The organism is Arthrobacter sp. P1_B4 (genome assembly GCF_056406555.1).
This window is the reverse complement of record NZ_JBFTZW010000016.1, coordinates 26,418-43,556: the sequence shown is the minus strand read 5'-3', so window position 1 is coordinate 43,556 and position 17,139 is coordinate 26,418. Positions and strand designations below refer to the sequence as shown.

At 67.0% G+C, this 17,139-nt stretch carries 14 protein-coding genes; 7 read left to right on the top strand and 7 right to left on the bottom strand.

Annotation, left to right across the window (positions count from 1 at the left end; translation table 11 throughout):
* Positions 1–113 precede the first annotated feature (113 nt).
* Positions 114–833 carry an endonuclease/exonuclease/phosphatase family protein gene (locus AC1D1W_RS08970; protein ID WP_028276181.1) on the top strand — a complete coding sequence of 240 codons (720 nt, stop codon included), beginning with the start codon at positions 114–116 and terminating at the stop codon, positions 831–833.
* Positions 834–894: 61 nt separating this feature from the next.
* Here AC1D1W_RS08970 and AC1D1W_RS08965 read toward each other — a convergent pair whose 3' ends face one another.
* Positions 895–1,842 (bottom strand): alkaline phosphatase family protein, encoded by a 948-nt coding sequence (locus AC1D1W_RS08965; RefSeq protein ID WP_476943479.1) that lies wholly within the window; start codon positions 1,840–1,842, stop codon positions 895–897.
* 319 nt (positions 1,843–2,161) lie between these two features.
* Between AC1D1W_RS08965 and AC1D1W_RS08960 the strand changes: the two genes are divergently transcribed.
* Positions 2,162–3,202: an isopenicillin N synthase family dioxygenase gene (locus AC1D1W_RS08960; RefSeq protein ID WP_476943478.1), complete on the top strand. Its 1,041-nt coding sequence runs from the start codon at positions 2,162–2,164 to the stop codon at positions 3,200–3,202.
* Positions 3,203–3,274: 72 nt separating this feature from the next.
* On the opposite strand, the gene AC1D1W_RS08955 is transcribed toward AC1D1W_RS08960, so the two are convergent.
* The 4 genes from AC1D1W_RS08955 to AC1D1W_RS08940 form a co-directional block, all read right to left on the bottom strand.
* Positions 3,275–3,742: an SRPBCC family protein gene (locus tag AC1D1W_RS08955; protein WP_079554290.1), complete on the bottom strand. Its 468-nt coding sequence runs from the start codon at positions 3,740–3,742 to the stop codon at positions 3,275–3,277.
* Positions 3,743–3,792: 50 nt separating this feature from the next.
* On the bottom strand, positions 3,793–3,990 hold the full coding sequence (locus AC1D1W_RS08950; RefSeq protein WP_243177313.1) for a YegP family protein: 198 nt from the start codon (positions 3,988–3,990) through the stop codon (positions 3,793–3,795).
* Positions 3,991–4,117: 127 nt separating this feature from the next.
* The gene (locus AC1D1W_RS08945) at positions 4,118–5,782 is read right to left on the bottom strand and encodes a DUF5671 domain-containing protein (protein WP_476943477.1); all 1,665 of its coding nucleotides are present in this window, start codon (positions 5,780–5,782) and stop codon (positions 4,118–4,120) included.
* Entirely contained in the window at positions 5,779–6,300 is a 522-nt protein-coding gene (locus tag AC1D1W_RS08940) for an LpqB family beta-propeller domain-containing protein (protein WP_476943476.1), read from the bottom strand. The genes AC1D1W_RS08945 and AC1D1W_RS08940 overlap by 4 nt, the downstream gene beginning before the upstream one ends.
* 103 nt (positions 6,301–6,403) lie before the next feature.
* On the opposite strand from AC1D1W_RS08940, the gene AC1D1W_RS08935 reads away from it, so the two are divergent.
* Entirely contained in the window at positions 6,404–7,858 is a 1,455-nt protein-coding gene (locus AC1D1W_RS08935; RefSeq protein WP_476943475.1) for a DUF5129 domain-containing protein, read from the top strand.
* A gap of 15 nt (positions 7,859–7,873) precedes the next feature.
* On the opposite strand, the gene AC1D1W_RS08930 is transcribed toward AC1D1W_RS08935, so the two are convergent.
* Positions 7,874–8,068 (bottom strand): DUF1918 domain-containing protein, encoded by a 195-nt coding sequence (locus AC1D1W_RS08930; RefSeq protein WP_243177309.1) that lies wholly within the window; start codon positions 8,066–8,068, stop codon positions 7,874–7,876.
* A 293-nt stretch (positions 8,069–8,361) separates the two neighbouring features.
* Here AC1D1W_RS08930 and AC1D1W_RS08925 point away from each other — a divergent pair, with 293 nt between their 5' ends.
* From AC1D1W_RS08925 to AC1D1W_RS08915, 3 genes are read left to right on the top strand one after another with little or no spacing between them, the layout of a single operon-like run.
* Entirely contained in the window at positions 8,362–11,556 is a 3,195-nt protein-coding gene (locus AC1D1W_RS08925; protein ID WP_476943474.1) for an efflux RND transporter permease subunit, read from the top strand.
* A complete protein-coding gene (locus tag AC1D1W_RS08920; protein WP_028276172.1) occupies positions 11,553–12,020 on the top strand; it encodes an efflux RND transporter periplasmic adaptor subunit in 468 nt (155 codons plus the stop codon). Before AC1D1W_RS08925 ends, AC1D1W_RS08920 begins: the two co-directional genes overlap by 4 nt.
* 1 nt (position 12,021) lies before the next feature.
* A complete protein-coding gene (locus tag AC1D1W_RS08915; RefSeq protein ID WP_476943473.1) occupies positions 12,022–15,162 on the top strand; it encodes an efflux RND transporter permease subunit in 3,141 nt (1,046 codons plus the stop codon).
* 43 nt (positions 15,163–15,205) lie between these two features.
* On the opposite strand, the gene AC1D1W_RS08910 is transcribed toward AC1D1W_RS08915, so the two are convergent.
* Positions 15,206–16,312: a serine hydrolase gene (locus tag AC1D1W_RS08910; RefSeq protein ID WP_476943472.1), complete on the bottom strand. Its 1,107-nt coding sequence runs from the start codon at positions 16,310–16,312 to the stop codon at positions 15,206–15,208.
* A gap of 176 nt (positions 16,313–16,488) precedes the next feature.
* Here AC1D1W_RS08910 and AC1D1W_RS08905 point away from each other — a divergent pair, with 176 nt between their 5' ends.
* Positions 16,489–17,019 carry a dihydrofolate reductase family protein gene (locus tag AC1D1W_RS08905; protein WP_476943471.1) on the top strand — a complete coding sequence of 177 codons (531 nt, stop codon included), beginning with the start codon at positions 16,489–16,491 and terminating at the stop codon, positions 17,017–17,019.
* Positions 17,020–17,139: the final 120 nt, after the last annotated feature.

The following is a 17,139-nucleotide window of genomic DNA, read 5'->3' as shown; positions in this document are numbered from 1 at the left end:
TGTTTCCGGCTCCGATCCGGCGCGGACCCCGGACGCGCGCTGCGCTTGTTCCCAACCGATCCGCTCGGACTGGGTAGACTCGGGTGAGGTTTTAACGACTATTCACCGAAGAGGTGCTCCCCCTGCTTAGAGTCATCAGCTACAACCTCCGCAAGCACGCGGCCAGCGGCGAGCTGGTCGATCTGGCACGTGATTTCGAGATTGATGCTTTGTGCCTCCAGGAGTGCGATACGGACGATCTGCCGGAGACCATCGGGGATCTGCACCTGGCCGATTCCACCAAGGGCAACCGGCTGGGCCTGGCGATCTATTACCGCATGAGCCGTTTCACGGCCTACGAGACCAAGACCTTCGCCCTTAAGAAGTCCATGCACGACCGTGTCCTCTCCCCCGCGCACGAGCGGCTCATCGGCACTCGTGTGACCGACAACGAGACCGACCACGAACTCGTCATCGCGTCCTTCCACGCGGCGCCGCTGACGGCGTCGAACTCTCTGCGGCGGAACCAGATCCATGCCGCCCACGCCGAGCTGCTCAGCATGGGTGGCGGGCTGATGTCACTGATGGTGGGCGACTTCAACTATCCGTTCTTCACCAAGTCCCTGACCGAGAAGATGAAGGACGCCGGCTACGACCTCACGATGAGTGACCGCCGGACCTATACCCGGTACAAGGTCTTCAAGGGCCATTTTGATTTTGCCACTTCCCAGGGGCTGGAGATCGAAAGCGTGGAGACGCTGCCCCGCGGCGCCTCGGACCACCTGCCCATCCTGATCTCGGCCGAATACGGCCAGGAGGCGCCCCCCAACGGTTCGGGACCTGCGGAGCATTAGCGGCCGGTCCTGCCGGGTCGGTGCTGACCGCCGGCGCTGCCGCTAGGAGATAGGTGACGCGCTAGGACCCCGCATTGAAGACGTCCCCGCCGAAACTGTCCAGGCCCGGCGCCCCGGCGTATCCGAGGCGCGGGAGCGAGAAGGCGTCTTCGATGCTGGCCAGGAGGCTGAAGTGGTTGTACGGCCGGTCCGACGTCGTGCCGCCCTTGGTGAGCGGCGAGAGGACCAGTGCACCAATCCTGCCGCCGGCCGTTCCTCCGGGCAGCAGCCCTGAGGGCCCAACTGTCTTGCCCTCGGACTCGTCGAAGGTGATCACCAGCATCCCGTCCTGTTTGAAGGCCGGGGAGTCCAGGATGGCCGGGACCTGCTGGCTCAGCCAAGTGTCGGCGGTGGCCAGTCCGCCTGCGCTGCCGTCGACGCAGGGGTTGTCGTGGCCGTCATTGCAAAGATTGGGTGAGATGTAGGACAGGTTGGGGGTGGTGGCTACGGACTGGAGGTCACCGCGGAGTTCGCTGAAGTCCACCACGTAGCTCTGGCAGTCCGGTGACGAGGTGATGGCCTGGAAATACACGAACGGGTTGTGCCGCGTTGCGTACTGGTCACCCACCTTGGCGCCCTGGCTGGTGTCCTGCCCGCCGAGGTCGGGATGACGGCACGGCGTGCCCATGTCTTCCATGTAGCCCTTCCAGGTCTTGCCTGCGGCACTGAGCTGCCCGGCGACCGTGGGGACCGAGGCCGGATAGACGCAGCCGGCGCCCTCCGCCAGGCCGAGCGCGCCCGTCCCCGTCAGCTCAAACGCGGCGTAGGTGGGGCAGTCCTCCCGCGTCATGGCGTTGGACGGCTGGCCGGAGATCTGGGCCAGGTAGTTCGGGTTCGAATTGTGGGCGATCCCGTAGTACTTGGAAAGCAGGACACCCTGGCTGCGGAGCGTCTGCGACAGGTAGGGGGCCTCCGAGCCTGCGCCCCACACCTTGTTGTAGCCCTTGTTCTCGAGATTGATGACGAACACGTGCCCGGGCTTCGACGCCGCCCCCGTGGTGGCAGTGCCCCCGGCAGTGGGACCCGGATTGCCGCCCGGCGGCCCCGGCTCGCACGCCGCCGCCGATGCCACCAGGACTGCTGCAACAAGCAGACGCGCGGCGATTCGTCGATGATTTTTCGTGGCAGTCCGGCTCATGGATTCCGGCTTTCTGATTGACCTGTCAGCGTGGCCTTGGCGGCTTCGGTGTCTGCACTCTTTCACACCGCGGTCAAGAATACCCGCGAGGACCCTGCACAGTTGCTGGGAATGAGTTCAGTAGTGAATGCTGTGGTGGTAGTTTGCACTCATGGGCGCACCATCGGATTCCATTCCGCTCCTGGACCTGAGTACCGCCAGGGGGCTGGGCGGCACGTTTGACCCGGCGTTTATTGATGCACTGCGCGACGCCACGCACCGGGTGGGCTTCTTCCAGCTGACGGGTTACGGGGCCCCTGCCGCCGAGGTGGATGAGCTCTTCGACGTCACGCGGCGCTTTTTCGAGCTTCCGCTTGAATCACGGCTGGAACTGGACAACCGGCTCTCGCCCCATTTCCGCGGTTACACGCGGCTGGGCCACGAAATCACCCAGGGGCGGCCGGACGCGCGGGAGCAGCTGGATTTTGGACCGGAGCGCCCCGCCGTCGAGGACTACCCGCCGGATCAGCCGTACTGGCTGGTCCAAGGGCCGAACCTGATGCCGGACCGGGCGTTGCCCGAGCTGCGCACCGTGTGCATGGCCTGGGCGGAACGGATGTCCGGCGTCGGGGCCGAATTGCTCAGCGCCATCGCCGTGTCGCTGGAACTGCCCGAAGGATACTTCGATGAACCCTTCCGGGACTCACCTGCCTGGATGGCCAAGTTGGTCCACTACGTCGGCGGCGTCGTCGCTGATGCCGGTCCGCAGGGTGTCGGCGCGCATGCGGACTACGGCTTCGTCACCTTGTTGCTCCAGGACCAGGTCGGAGGCCTGCAGGTACTCCCGCCGGGCACGGACAGCTGGATTCCGGTCGAACCCATTCCAGGGGCCCTGGTCATCAACCTGGGCGAAATGCTCGAAGTCGCGACTCAGGGTTACCTGGCCGCCACCATCCACCGCGTCGAGGCGCCCCCGGCCGGCGTCGACCGCTACACGGTCCCCTTCTTCTTCTCGCCCCGGCTCGACGCCGTCATTGAGCCAGTGCCCCTGCCTCCCGCACTCGCGGCCCGGTCCCGGGGGGTCACCGATGATCCGGACAATCCGATGCTCGCGTCCTACGGCGCAAACGTGCTCAAAGGCTGGCTGCGGGCCCACCCCGAGGTCGCCCGGATTCATCACCCGGAACTGGTCCGGACCACCGGGCATGCCTGAACGGCAGCAGCACACCGGCCAGCGTGCCGGGAATGACGAGCCGCCCGGCACGCCCGGCGGCGTCCCCCCCGTTCAGGCCTGTCGCTGTTTCACGGCGCCGGCCAGCGCGGCCAGGCCCTTTTCGAAGTCGGCGCCGACCATTTTGTCCATGTTCATGAACAGGGCGAACACTTTGCCGATGCCCTTGTTCTCCCCGGTCATCGTCCAGGTGACCTGGGTCCCGTCACCGGAGGGCGTGAACGTGAAGGAGGTGGGGTTGACCGCTTTGAAGGGCTTGGTGAATTCCAGACGGATCTTGATGTTGCGCGGCTCGGCCGTGTCCACGATTTCCATGGTGCCGGAGCCGGCCTTGCGGTTTCCGCTCCAGGTGTACTTGGCACCGACGCCGGAGTCGCTGCCGGAGTAGCTCCGTTCCATGGCCGGATCAACGGCCTCCCAAGGGGACCATTTGGTCCATTCGTGGAAGCTGTTGACCAGCGGAAAGATGTCCTGCGCCGGGGCTGGAATGACTGCGCTGCGGGTAACTTCATAAGTAGACATGCGGCAATCCTAGGCGGTGACCGGCCCAACCGGACGCGTGCCCTGCGGGTTCACCCCTTCTCAGCGGTTGCCTCCGTCAGATCGACCACCGGCGAGGCCGCGTTCTTCTTGACGGACTCGACCCCGCCCATGGCACTCGCCTTGGTCTTGTAGCTCTCCGAGGAGGCGATCACCTCGCCGTTGGAGGCCTTAAGCCGGAACCGGAATCCGCCGGACTTGTCTTTGTAGACCTCATACTTGCCAGCCATGGTGCATCCCTGATTTCTCCGTTGTTGTGGCCGGCCGGGGAGCCGGCACGGATCAGATTAGCGCCGCCGCAACCGGCTGACCAGAGTCCTTCGGTTGCCTGGCCCGACCAGGCTCAGGACAGGCCGGTCAGCCCTGCAGCGGGATGACGTCAATTCCCCCGTGCTGATCGGCAACGACCAGAACCCGGGGCGCCGCCACACCCTCCAGTGCGGCCGCCAACCGCTTCTCCTGGGCCCCGGCATGGCCCGCGACGTCCCCACCGGCAACACCAGCACCGGCAAAACCGGCGGCGCCGGCTCCGCCGTCGGCCCGTTTCCAGACCGTGACGCCGGCCCCGGTGACCTCGCCGATGACGCGCCGCAGCGGTGCGGGGTCCGATCCCGCCACGAGGAACACGTGGCCGATGGTTCGCGGACGGACCGGACCGGCCGCGGCGAGCACGGCGCGGTCCTGCCGCCACACGGCAAAGTGGTACCCGAACACGAGTCCCGTGGCGACCAGGAGCCCCAGGGGTGCGCGGATCCGGTCCACGAGGCTTCCCCCGCTGACCTCGCCCAGGACGAACTCGAACATCCGGAACCCGATCACCAGCAGCGTGACCACCGCCACCACCGCGCTCAGGCCGAACACGGCCACCAGGTAGATCCGGCGCGCGTTCAGGCCGGCGCCGGTCGCCGCCGCCTGCTCCACGCGCCGCCACGCAAGCCACCAGACCGGCCCGCCAACCAGGAGTGAGCTGATTCCCGCAAGGAGCAGCGTCCGCGCCCCGGCGCCGGCCAGCGGCGTCGCCGTCATGGCGAGGGCCGAGTTGACGATCACGCCTATCCCGGACGCTGCCGCGACCAGGGCGACGCCGGAGGTCACCAGCCTGCCGCCCTGAAGCGTGGCCTCTGAGCGGCCGCGCGCGACGTTGCGGTGGTAGACCCAGACGAGGCAGCCGATGGCGGCCGCGGACACAGCCGGCGCGAGGGGCTCCAGCAGGAGCTCCAGCGGTTCGGAACGGTCAAACAGCAGGCGAAGGACCACGAAGAGCGCCACGCCGGCTCCGCCCAACGTCAGAACGCCCGCGCCAAGCACCCCGACCGTGATGAGCGCGACGTCGGCCAGCCCGGTCCGCAGCCTCCGGCCGCCGTCGTGATTCCAATGCCACCACCAGATAATGGTTCCGCCGACGGCCCAGACCAGGGATTGCAGCGCCGACACCCACCACGGTTTGCCCACCGACACTTCCGTCGCGGCCCCCCGCAGGGCGGCATCCAGCAAGGTGGATAAGGCTGCGACGGCGCCGCCCACGCCCAGCACGAGCCCCAGCACCGAGCCGAGCACCGTAGGGACCCCGGAGAGGTCTGTCGGATTCTTCCGGGGGTCACGCCACATCCACCGGTGCCAGGCCCAGACCGCAGCCCACACCAGACCGGTGGCCAGGGACAGCCGCCACTGAAGGCCCTGCCCGCCGATCAGCGAGGACAGAGCGTTCAGCACGTTGGTGGCCGCGATGAGCAGGGCGAGCAGGTAGGCGCCTGCCAGGTAGAGACCCCAGCCGATGGCGGACCGCTCCTCCGGGTCCTCTAGCCGCCGCCAAACCGCCCACCACAAAAGGGCCGCGAGCGGCCCGCCAATCAGGGCGAACGCCAGCGAGCGCGCGAGCCCGGCGACGTCGTCCGGGGCCAGCTCTGTCCCCGCCACCAGCAGGCGGCCCAGCAGTCCGCTGAGCCCGACGGCGGTTGTCACCACCAGTGCGAACAGCAGCGCGTAGGTGATGAGCCGGCGCACTGTCCCTTGGGCGCTCATTGCTTCGCCTCGCCGGTGCACCCTGCCAGCGGCCAGGGCACGGTGTCGATCAGCCAGCCATTGCCCGCCCGAACGAGATCGAACGCGTCCTCCACCTGGTATTCGGCGCTGCCGAAGGGACCGCCCGGCTCGGACACAGTGATGAGCACCCTCACGTCCGCGGATTCCGGCCGCTCGGTGGTGGACACCAGCGAGACTCGCAGGTTCCGGGCCGAAGGGCGGGCCCCGGTTGTGCACTTGCTCCGGGCGGCCGGCGTCAGGTAGGCGGAGGCGGCCGTCTCATCCCCGGCAATGACGGCTGCGGCATAGCGCTGCGCGACGCCGGCGGGCGTTGACTCGGCCAGGGGCGCGGGCTCCCCGCGGGTGAAGACCACTGCCAGCGCGATGATCACGATCACCGCGATCGCGGCCATGATGGCCAGCAGGGTCCGGCCAGGCCTGGTGCGGCGCGGCTCCCCCGCCTCCCCCGGCTTTTCCGGGCCGGGCTCCTCCGGCGGTCCTTCAGGCGGCGGCCTCATGGCCAAAGTATGGACGCCGTCCAGCGCACGGTCACGATGCCTTTCGTCCCCTTTCCGCGGCGTCCGCGTCGACGCGGCCGAAGCCAGCCACTACGCTCGGAAAATGGGAATCATGCGCAACGCCCTCGCCGCTGCTGTTGTACTGATGGCCGGCCTTCTCGGCGGCGCCCCGGCCGCGCTCGCCACGACGCCGACCGCCGTCGTCGTCGAAGACCGCGCCGGGGTGTTGGACCAGCGGACGCTGCTGCCGGCGGTACAGGCCACCGACTTTTATGAGCCCACCAAAGTTGCGGTGTACACCTATAACGGCACTGCCGCCGACAATCTGAACGAAGAAGTCCTGCGGTTCGCCCGCACCGAACATCCCGAATGGATCAGTGCTGACGGGCAGAAGTGGGCAGACGGACTGTTCATCTTCGCCCTGGATCCGGTGGGCCGGCATGTGGGGACGTACATGGGTGAGGACCGGAAGGTCTCCCCCGAACAGCGCGAGGACATCCAGAACGCCGCCAAAGAGCTGCTTCGCGACGCGCAGTGGACCGAGGGCACCATTGCCGGGATCCGCCGCGGCGCCGAACTCATCAATCAGCCGTGGTACCGTTCCACAGCCTTCCTCGTCACAGCCTGGGCGGCGGTGGCCGCCGCGGTCTGCGCAGCCGCGGCGTGGCTGATCGTGCGGTGGCGGACCCGGGTGTCCAGCCGGAAGGAACTGGCCCGGGGCGACGCCAGCTACGCCAGTGTCAGCATGGACCTGCAGGTGACCGAGCTCAACGCCAGCACCATTCCCGAGTCCTCCCGGTACGGGAGCACGGTGCTGGAAAAACACCGCACGTTCGTGAACCGCTACGGCACGGCCACCGAACTTTCCAACCAGGTACACGCCCTTGGCAGCCGGGACCTGAGCCGCCGGCCCAACCTCAAACTGGTCCGGAGTTACGCCGATGCCGCGGCCGAACTCGACGCCCTGGACGACGTGATCGCCGATACCAATGCCCTGCTCAACCGGGGCTCGTCCTGGGCGGCCGCCTGGGACCGCCAGCTCGCGCCGTTCCGCAACGATCTGGACGGCGTAGAAGACCTGCTCAGCCAGCGCCGGGCCGAGGGAACCTCAGCGACAGCGGTGGCACTGCGGTCCTTCCGCGATGAAAGCCGGCGTAACATGGAGCGCTGGTCGACGGAACTGGCGGACGGCTCCATCACACCCGAAACGGCGCTGGACCGGTTGCGTGACGCCCGGACCCACCTCTCGGAGTTGTTGAAAAGTCACGCCGACACCCTGATCCAGGCCTTTGCCCGCAATGAGAAGGAAGCCGGGCTCATGCGCGAGGAAATGGACAGCGCGCAGGCGGGAACGAAGGCAAGATACGGCCGCACGTACGAGCCGAGCATCCTCGGAACGGTGTACCCGTCCTACTACTTCTTCTCGGTCCCGAGCTTCAACACCGGCTTCAGCAGCGGCGTCAGCAGTGTCAGCAGCGCGCGCGGCGGCGGCACCACCACCGGGTACGGGTCCAGCGGCGGAAGCTTTTCCGGGTCCGGAAGTTCGTCGAGTTTCTAGGGCGCGCTAACGGACTTAGGGCCCGCTCGCGGCCTTTTCGACGGCGAAATCTCCACCGGGGAACATGATCGTCTCGTGGCCGTCGTCGAACCGGACCAGGTACGGCGGCGCACCGTCGGCACCCTTCACTTCAAGGATCAGACCGTGCCGGTCCGTGGATTCGACCGTGGTCCCCCGGATGACGATGCGGTCCCCTGCGACTGCTTTCATGGCGATCACCTGTATCTCTATTGACGCCTGTGTGCCCGAAGATCATTATGGCTCTTATCGGCTGGGGGGCGCTATGGCCTGAGGTTGAGGAGCCGCGCCGTGAACCGTAAATGTGCAGTTGGCCAAGCAGGAAAAGCAGTCAGCACCCTTTTCCCGGTGATCGGTTTCGCGGCAGGACCGCTCCACGACCCGCTCCGTCCCTCCGCCCATCCCGACGGCCCGGGCTGCCGACGACGCCGAAGCTTCACCGACCTTGACGTGCACACTCCTGTGGGGCTTGCGGGGTACCGGCCATGATGCGGGCAATCGTGCGCTGGACGCTGCAGTTCAGGCTCCTGGTCCTGGCAGCAGCCGCGGGAATCCTGGCCTTCGGGCTCACCAGCCTGCCGAGCATGTCCGTGGACGCCTTCCCGGAATTTGCCCCGCCCCAGGTGGAGATCCAGACCGAAGCCCTGGGACTGTCGGCCGCCGAGGTTGAGCAGCTCATCACCTCACCCATGGAAGCCGACCTGCTGAACGGCGTCGCCTGGGTGGAGGCCATCAGGTCCAAATCCGTCCCTGGCCTGTCCTCGATCCAGATGGTCTTTAAGCCGGGGACCGACCTCCTCCGCGCACGCCAGCTGGTCTCGGAGCGGCTGACCCAGGCTCGCGCACTGCCCAATGTTTCGGCGGCGCCCGTGCTGATGCAACCGCTGTCCTCGACCAGCCGGGTCATGATGATCCGGCTGACCTCCAAGGACATGTCGGCCATCGACATGTCCGTCCTGGCCCGCTGGACCATGAAACCCGGGCTCCTGGCCGTGCCAGGCGTCGCCAACGTGGCGATCTGGGGCCAGCGCGACCAGCAACTCCAGGTCCTGGTGGACCCCGCGCAGCTCGAAGCCAAGGGCGTCACGCTGGATGAAATCATCAAGACGACCGGCAACTCCGTGTGGGTCTCGCCACTGAGCTACCTGGAGGCGTCCACACCCGGCACCGGCGGCTTCTTCGAGACGGGACACCAGCGGATCGGTGTCCAGCATGTCCTGCCGATCACCACGCCGGAGGACCTGGGCCAGGTCCCCGTCCAGGGTGCGCCAGGCAATCTCCTGCTCAAAGACGTGGCCACGGTGTCAACAGACCACCAGCCGCTGATCGGCGATGCCCTGCTGAGCAAGGAAGCCGAGTTGTTGCTGGTCATCGAGAAGTTCCCGGAGACCAACACGATGGACGTGACCCGGGGCGTTGACGAGGCCCTGCACGCACTCCAGCCCGGCCTGCCCGGGGTCGCGATAGATACAAGCGTCTACCGGCAGGCGTCCTTTATCGACGAAGAAATCGGGACGCTCGGCGCCGCCCTGCTCGTGACACTGCTGCTCATTGTTGCCCTGTTTGGGGCCTTCTTCCGCTCCTGGCGCACCGCCTTGATCAGCCTGATCACGATCCCGGTGTCGCTGACCGCGGCGGCCCTGGTGCTCGACTGGCGCGGCACCGGGATGAACACCATGGTCATGGCCGGCTTGGTGCTGGCACTGGCGGTCATCGTCGGAGACGTCGCGGAAGACCTCAGCGGCATCGCCCGGGCACGAAGGGCCGAGGCCAAGTCCCGCCGCGAAACGGCCGACGGCGGGACTGAGTCCACGCCGGCACAGGATGGGCAGCCACGTGATTCAGTGATCCCGGGCGCCCTGCGGGCAGCCCGCACGCCAATGCTCTACTCACTGCTGATCATGGCTTTGGCCCTCGCGCCCGCACTGTTCATCCCGGGTGAGAACGGCGCCCTGTTCGGACCCTTGGTGCAGAGCTACCTGATCGCCCTGGTTGTCTCGATGATCGTCGCCCTCACCGTCACGGCCGCCCTCGCGTTCGTCCTTCCCGCGGGTTCCAAGGCCCCGGAGAGGCGGTCCCTCAGGCGGCTTGAAGGCGCCTACGGCGGCTACGTGAAGCGACTGGCAGGGAAAACCCGGTGGGTGTTCGCCGCCGCCGCCGTTGTGGCGCTGGCCGGACTGGCACTCGCACCCCAGCTGGCCGGAACCCATCCCGTGGTGCCCGTCCTGGCGGACAAGACCCTGGTGGTGCACTGGAGCGCGATCGCCGGAACCTCGGACCAGGAAATGAGCCGGATCACCGAGGCGGCGGCCGACGAACTGCGCACGTTGCCGGGCGTGGCCAACGTTGGCGGACACATCGGGCGCGCAATCACCTCCGATCAGGTCGGCGACGTCAGCTCCGGCGAGCTGTGGGTGACCGTGGCCCCCGAGGCGGCCTACGCCGACACGGCCGCCGCCGTCGACCGCGTGATCGCCGGTTATGCGGGCCTGACCAGCAAGGTCTCCACCTACCCGCAGGAACGCATCGACCAGATCCGGGAAGAAGCCGACAGCGGCTTTGCCGTCCGGGTGTTCGGACTCGACCCGGCGATCCTGCGGCAGAAGGCGGCGGAGGTCAAAACAATCCTGGAGCACACGGCCGGGGTGGCTAATCCCCACGTCGACCTGCCCGCCGAACAGCCCATCGCCGAAGTCAAGGTGAACCTCGCCGCGGCCCAAAAGGCCGGCGTCGTCCCCGGCGACGTCCGGCGCGCGGCAGCCGCCCTCCTGCAGGGCATTGAAGTCGGCAACCTGTACGAAGAGCAGAAAGTCTTCTCCGTCATCGTCAAGGGCGCCGCGGCCACCCGCAGCAGCCTGGACAGCGTCCGCAACCTGATCATCGACACCCCCAACGGCGGGCACGCCCGCCTCGGCGACGTCGCGCAGGTGACCATGGTCGGGAATGAATCCGTGATCCTGCACGATGACACCTCGCGCCGCATTGACGTGAAGGCTGACATCCAGGGTCGCCCGCTGGGCGACATCCAGCGTGACATCAACGCGGCCCTGCAGCAGATGCAGTTCCCGATGTCCTACCACGCCGAGATCCTCACCCAGTACGCCCAGCAGCAAAGTAATTACCAGTGGCTCTGGCTGCTCGCGGCAGTCGCCGCAGCCGGCATCCTGGTGCTGCTGCAAACGGCGACGGGGAGTTGGCGGCTCGCCGCCCCGCTCTTCCTGGGCCTGATCCTGGCACTGTCCGGCGGCGTGCTGGCCGCCCAGGCCACCGGGGGCGTCAACGCCCTGGTCGCCCTGGTCGCCTTCGCCGCAGTCCTTGGTATCGCCGTCCGCGGCGCCCTCCTGCTGGCAAGCCACGTACGGGACCTGCGGGCAACCGATGCTGAAGCGCCCTGGCCCGCGCTGGTGGTCCGCGGAAGCAGGGAGAGGCTGGGACCCGTCCTGATGTCCACCGTGATCACGGCCCTGGTGCTGTTGCCCCTGGTCCTGCTGGGCGGCGTCGTCGGAGCGGAAATCATCCTGCCGCTGGCCGTGATCATCTGGGGAGGCCTGCTGACAACTTCCTTCTTCACCCTGTTTGTCGTGCCCGCTGTGCTGCTTCGGTTCGAGCCGCAGCAGGCACCCGGCGCGCCGGCCGGCCCGGGCACCGCTGCACCAACTGAAAGCCGGGATGGGTCATGAACTCCACACCTTCGCCGCGGGGCAACAAGGTCGCGGTTTTCATCACTGCATTGATCGTGACGGCGTTCACGGCGCTCTCCGCTACAGGTTGCGCCCAGGCACCGGAGGCCGCACCGTCCGAAGGCGAACCGGCGGCGATCGCTGAAGTCCCGGGCACGGACCTTCACCGGCTCACCCTCACCGACCACGCCGTCGAACGGGTTGGGATCGCGACAGCGGTGATTGCAGTGGATCCCAAGACCGGGAAGCTCACTGCCCCCTACGGGGCCATCCTGTACGACAGCTCGGGCAAGGCGTGGGTCTACACCAACCCTGAGCCCCGGGTCTATGTCCGCCAAGCGATCACGGTCCAGCGCATCAACGGCGACGTTGCCGTCCTGACGGACGGGCCGCCGGCAGGGACCGTCGTCGTCACGACAGGTGCCGAGGAACTTCTCGGGACCGAATTCGATACGGCCGAGTGACATGCGCTGGCTCATCGGGATCAGCCTCCGTTTCAAGACGGTTGTTGTCGCCCTCGCGTGCGCCGTGATGCTGCTCGGTTCCCTGCAGTTGGGCGCCGCATCCGTGGATGTCTTCCCGGAATTCGCCCCGCCGCGCGTCGAAATCCAGACCGCATGCCTCGGGTTGACCGCCCAGGAAGTCGAAGAGCTCGTCAGTGTGCCGATCGAGGCCGCCGTGAGCGGCATGCCGGGCCTGGACGAGATACGGTCCAAGTCCGTGCCCCAGCTGTCCTCGATCGTGCTGCTCTTCCATCAAGGCACTGACCTGCTCAACGCCCGTCAGCTCGTCTCGGAACGGATGGCGTCGGTGACCGCGGCGCTGCCGACGTGGGCGGCCCCGCCGGTGATGCTGCAGCCGCTGTCCGCGACCAGCCGCGTGATGAAGATCGGGATGACGTCGTCGGAACATTCGCTCATCGAAATGTCCATGCTGTCCTACTGGACCATCCGGGCCCGTCTGCTGCGGGTCCCCGGGGTGGCCAACGTGGCCATCTGGGGCGAGCGGCTCCAGATGCTGCAGGTCCAGGTGGAGCCTGACAAGCTCAAGGCCCAGAACGTCTCCCTCAACCAGGTCATGGAAGTCACCGCCGGCGCCCTCGACGCCGGGCTGCTGAAGTACTCGCCGGGACGCTTCATCGGCACCGGCGGCTTCATTGACAGTCCGACCCAGAGGATGGGCGTCCGCCACGTCCAGCCGATCCAGACGCCCGCGGATCTGGCCCAGGTGACGATTCGGGAAAAGGACGGCGTGGCGCTGCACCTGGGCGACGTTGCCCAGGTTGTCGAGGACCATCAGCCGCTGATTGGTGACGCCGTGATCAACAACGGTCACGGGCTCATGCTGATCGTCGAGAAGCTGCCTTGGGGCAACACACTGGACGTGACCAAAGGCGTGGAGGAGGCCCTCCACGAGCTGCAGCCGGGCCTGCGCGGCATCAACTTCGACACCACGATCTTCCGGCCCGCCAGCTTCGTCGAGGAGGCGATCTCCAACCTCAGCATCGCGCTGTTGCTGGGCTGCCTGCTGGTGGTCATGATCCTCGTCGCGTTCCTCTTCCAGTGGCGCACGGCCCTGATCAGCATCATCGCCATTCCGTTGTCCCTGCTTACAGCCGCACTGGTGCTTTACTTCACGTCCAGCTCCATCAACACGATGGTCCTTGCGGGGCTGGTCATTGCGGTGGGCGTCGTGGTCGATGACGCGATCATCGACGTCGAGAACATCATGCGCCGCCTGCGGCAGCGACGCGCCCGGGGCAGTGACGAATCTGCGGCATCGGTGGTCTTGAAAGCCTCCCTGGAGATGCGCAGCCCGATCGTTTACGCGACCCTGATCATTGTGGTCGCCGCCGTACCGATCTTCTTCCTGGACGGTCTGACCGGCGTCTTCTTCCGGCCGCTGGCCGTCTCCTACACCCTGGCTGTCCTGGCCTCGATGTTCGTGGCGCTGACAGTGACGCCGGCTCTTGCCCTGATTCTGCTGGGCAACGCCAAACTCGAAGAACGCGATGCGCCGCTGGTCCGGGTGCTCAAACGCGGCTACCACGCCGCCCTGTCCAAGGCCATGAACCGGCCCCGGTTCGGCTACGCGGGCTTTGGCGTGCTGGCGGTGGTGGGTTTGGTCCTCGCTCCCCTGATGGGTTCTTCCCTGTTCCCCACGTTCAAGGAACGGGACTTCCTGATGCACTGGATCTCCGAACCGGGTACGTCTGCCGCCGAAGAATTCAGGATTTCCCAGCGCGGCTGTGAGGAATTCCTCAAGGTCCCCGGCGTCCTGAACTGCGGCACGCACATCGGGCAGGCATTTGCCGCGGACGAGATCGTCGGTGTCAATGCCGGCGAACACTGGATCAGCATCGACCGCCACGCCGACTACGACGCGACAGTGGCCGCCGTGGAGGACGTGGTCAACGGCTACCCGGGGCTGCACCGTGACGTCCAGACTTATCTGAAGGAGCGGATTGAAGAGGTCATCACCGGCGCCAGCGAACCCATCCTGGTCCGGGTCTACGGAGACGACCTCAATGTGCTCCGGGAACAGGCGCAACGGGTCAAGACCATCATGGACTCGATTGAGGGCACCGAGGACCCGCATGTGTCCCTCGAGGTGGAAGTCCCCCAGATTGCCGTGACGGTTAATCTGGCCGCGGCGCAGAAGTACGGCCTCAAACCGGGCGATGTCCGGCGCGCGGCCGCGACACTCGTGGCAGGCGAGGAGGTCGGCGACGTCTTCCGGGACGGCCGGGCCTACGACGTCCAGGTCTGGAGCACCCCGGCCACCCGCTCCTCCGTCACCAGCATCGAGGATCTGCCCATCGATACGCCCAGCGGAGCGCGGGTGCGCCTCGCCGACGTCGCGGACGTGAGCCTGCAGGCTACGCCGAACCAGATCGACCGCACCAACGGATCCCGCCGCGTCGAGGTGGGATCCTTCCTGGCCAACGGTGCGGACATGGGAACAGTGGTCGGTGAGTTGAAATCGCGGCTGGAGAGCCTGGAGCTCCCCACCGGCTACAGCGTGCAGCTGCTCGGCGAATACACCGAACGCGAGGCGGCAACGAACCGCCTGATGATCTACTCCGCGGCGGCACTTGTCCTGATCCTCCTGCTGCTGCAGGCGTCCTTCCGCAGCTGGCGGCTGGCCGTCCTGTCGCTGCTGACGCTGCCGGTCGCCCTGGTGGGCGGGGTCATAGCCGCCTACATGACCGGCGGCGTCCTGTCCCTCGGGTCCCTCGTTGGCTTCCTCACGGTGATGGGGATCGCCGCGCGCAACGGCATCCTGCTGATCAACCACTGCCAGCATCTGGAAACCTTTGAAGGCCAAACCTTCGGCCGCGACCTGGTGATGCGCGGGGCGGCGGAGCGGCTCTCGCCCATCCTCATGACCACCCTGGCCACCGGGCTTGCCCTGGTACCCCTGGTTGTCATGGGCAACATCCCGGGCCATGAAATTGAACACCCCATGGCCGTGGTTATCCTGGGCGGCCTGGTCACCTCCACCTTGCTCAATCTGTTCATCGTGCCCTCGCTCTATCTCCGGTTCGCCAAGTCCAGGAAGACCAGGGAGAAGGAACGCGCTGCCGCCGGGCCGGTGTCCGTCTAGCCGGTGTCCGTCTAACAGCGGCTGGCGTCAGAACCTCAACCCATCAGAACAGGGCGGCGGTCACAGTCCGGGTGAGCTGCTGAATGATCTGGGTGCGGGGGCCCATATCGGAGTAATTCCTGCCGCGGGTGTACACGACGAACACGAAGGCCCGGCCGTCCTTGTCCAGGACGGCCGCGTCATGCAGGTTTCCGAACAGCAGTCCGTACTTGTGGTGAACCCCTACTCCGGGCGGAACCGCCGGCGGGATCAGTGTCTCAAAGTTGGTGTTCTGCATATAGGACAAGAGCTGGGCGGTGTTGCGGGCATTGAGCAGCTGTCCCGTGTAGAGCAACTGGAGGGTCCTCGCCATTTCTGCGGGCGTCAGAAGGTTGACCGTGCGGTCGTAGGTGATCCCGATCGAGGCGGCGTAATCCGTGATGCCCCGCGCGCCGACCGCCCGCAGGATCAGCGCCCACGAGTCGTTGTTGCTCTGCTGGACCATCCGGCGGATCTGGGTTCCGGCCGTCGAGTTGCCCATGGGGGCGGTCAGCGAGGCGCGGCCGGTCTCAACGAGGTGGTAATACGCCGACGCGGCCAGAATCTTTGCCGTGCTGGCGGCCACAAACTTGTCCTGGATCCCATAGCCGTGGACCACGCCGTCGGAGACATCGATCAAGGACACCCCCAGGGCATAGGCACTGTTGGCCGCGATGATCCCGTTGATCTGGCTGTCCAGTTCCGGGTCAATGGCCGGGACCGCGACGGCAGGCACGGCGGGGATCTCAGCGGGCTTCCCGGCGGCCGCCGAGACGGCGCCGGCCGCGGGCGAAGCAGTAGTTGGCGAAGCAGTTGCGGGCAGGTCAGACGCAGGCGGAACGGTCCGGCCGGCATCCGTGACCGGCGCCGGCGGCGTCGCTGCAGCGGCCGGCGGGTCAACGGGTAGCGCCGCCTGGACGCCTGCATAGACGCCGGCACCCACAAGGGCAAGTGCGACGGCGGCCGCCGTCAGATACTGTCGCCGGGTCCTTCCCGCACGCCGGGCGAGGGACCGCGGACCGGGCCGGGAACCGTCGTTGGCCCGGTGCCCGCCGGAGCGGTAGTGGCGCGGCGCCGGCTCAGGCTTCGGGACCGGCCCCGTGCTGTTGTTCGAATCGTTCGCAGGCATCATGCTTCCCCGAAGGTGACTGACCGCGGTGGGGCCATAGACTTCCAGCATTCTTCCCCCTGGCGGCTTCCCGCGCAAGGGTACGGCTCCGGGAAAAAGTGGGTCTGCCCTCCGAAGCAGCGGCGTACGCTGGTGAAAACGTAAGGAGCGGCGATGCGCAAAATCATCCTGGCCAGCAGGTGTCCCTCGACGGATTCTTCGAGGGCCTGGACCGCGACATTAGCTGGCACATGGTCGACGACGAGCTGCACCGCCATTTCAACCAACAGCTCAGCACCATGGGTGCCTTCCTTGACGGCCGCGTCACCTACGAGCTGATGGAAGAGTTCTGGCCCACCGCGGACCAGGACCCGGCCGCCGGCTCAGTGATGGCCGAGTTCGCCCGGATCTGGCGGGACATGCCCAAGATCGTCTACTCCCGGACGCTGACATCTGCCGCCTGGAACACCACCGTGGTCCGGGAGGTGGTGCCGGAAGAAGTGCTGGCCCTGAAAGAGCAGCCGGGCGGGGACCTGGCCCTGGGCGGGGCAGAACTGGCCGACACCTTCCGGCGGCTCGGGCTGATCGACGAATACTGGCTGTACGTCCATCCGGTCCTGATCGGACGGGGCCGGCCCCTGTTCAAGGCTGCGGACAGCATGGCCCAGCTCCGGCTGCTGGAGACGCGCGCCTTCGGCAACGGGGTGGCGCTGTTGCGCTACGCCGCGTAGCCGGCACGGAGCAGCCGGGCTTGCGGCACACCGCTGCGGCCGGCGACGCGTCACTTTCTTAAGCGTTTCTTAACGGGCTGGCGGAAGAGTGGGAGTCGTCGCCTGTCCGGGCGCCCTTGT

Bases quoted from the DNA above. Each gene is read 5' to 3' on its own strand.
- AC1D1W_RS08935 (WP_476943475.1), top strand. From the start codon at position 6,404: ATGGGAATCATGCGCAACGCCCTCGCCGCTGCTGTTGTACTGATGGCC.
- AC1D1W_RS08950 (WP_243177313.1), bottom strand. From the start codon at position 3,990: ATGGCTGGCAAGTATGAGGTCTACAAAGACAAGTCCGGCGGATTCCGG.
- AC1D1W_RS08925 (WP_476943474.1), top strand. From the start codon at position 8,362: ATGATGCGGGCAATCGTGCGCTGGACGCTGCAGTTCAGGCTCCTGGTC.
- AC1D1W_RS08960 (WP_476943478.1), top strand. From the start codon at position 2,162: ATGGGCGCACCATCGGATTCCATTCCGCTCCTGGACCTGAGTACCGCC.
- AC1D1W_RS08910 (WP_476943472.1), bottom strand. From the start codon at position 16,312: ATGATGCCTGCGAACGATTCGAACAACAGCACGGGGCCGGTCCCGAAG.
- AC1D1W_RS08915 (WP_476943473.1), top strand. From the start codon at position 12,022: ATGCGCTGGCTCATCGGGATCAGCCTCCGTTTCAAGACGGTTGTTGTC.
- AC1D1W_RS08945 (WP_476943477.1), bottom strand. From the start codon at position 5,782: ATGAGCGCCCAAGGGACAGTGCGCCGGCTCATCACCTACGCGCTGCTG.
- AC1D1W_RS08940 (WP_476943476.1), bottom strand. From the start codon at position 6,300: ATGAGGCCGCCGCCTGAAGGACCGCCGGAGGAGCCCGGCCCGGAAAAG.
- AC1D1W_RS08955 (WP_079554290.1), bottom strand. From the start codon at position 3,742: ATGTCTACTTATGAAGTTACCCGCAGCGCAGTCATTCCAGCCCCGGCG.
- AC1D1W_RS08920 (WP_028276172.1), top strand. From the start codon at position 11,553: ATGAACTCCACACCTTCGCCGCGGGGCAACAAGGTCGCGGTTTTCATC.
- AC1D1W_RS08930 (WP_243177309.1), bottom strand. From the start codon at position 8,068: ATGAAAGCAGTCGCAGGGGACCGCATCGTCATCCGGGGGACCACGGTC.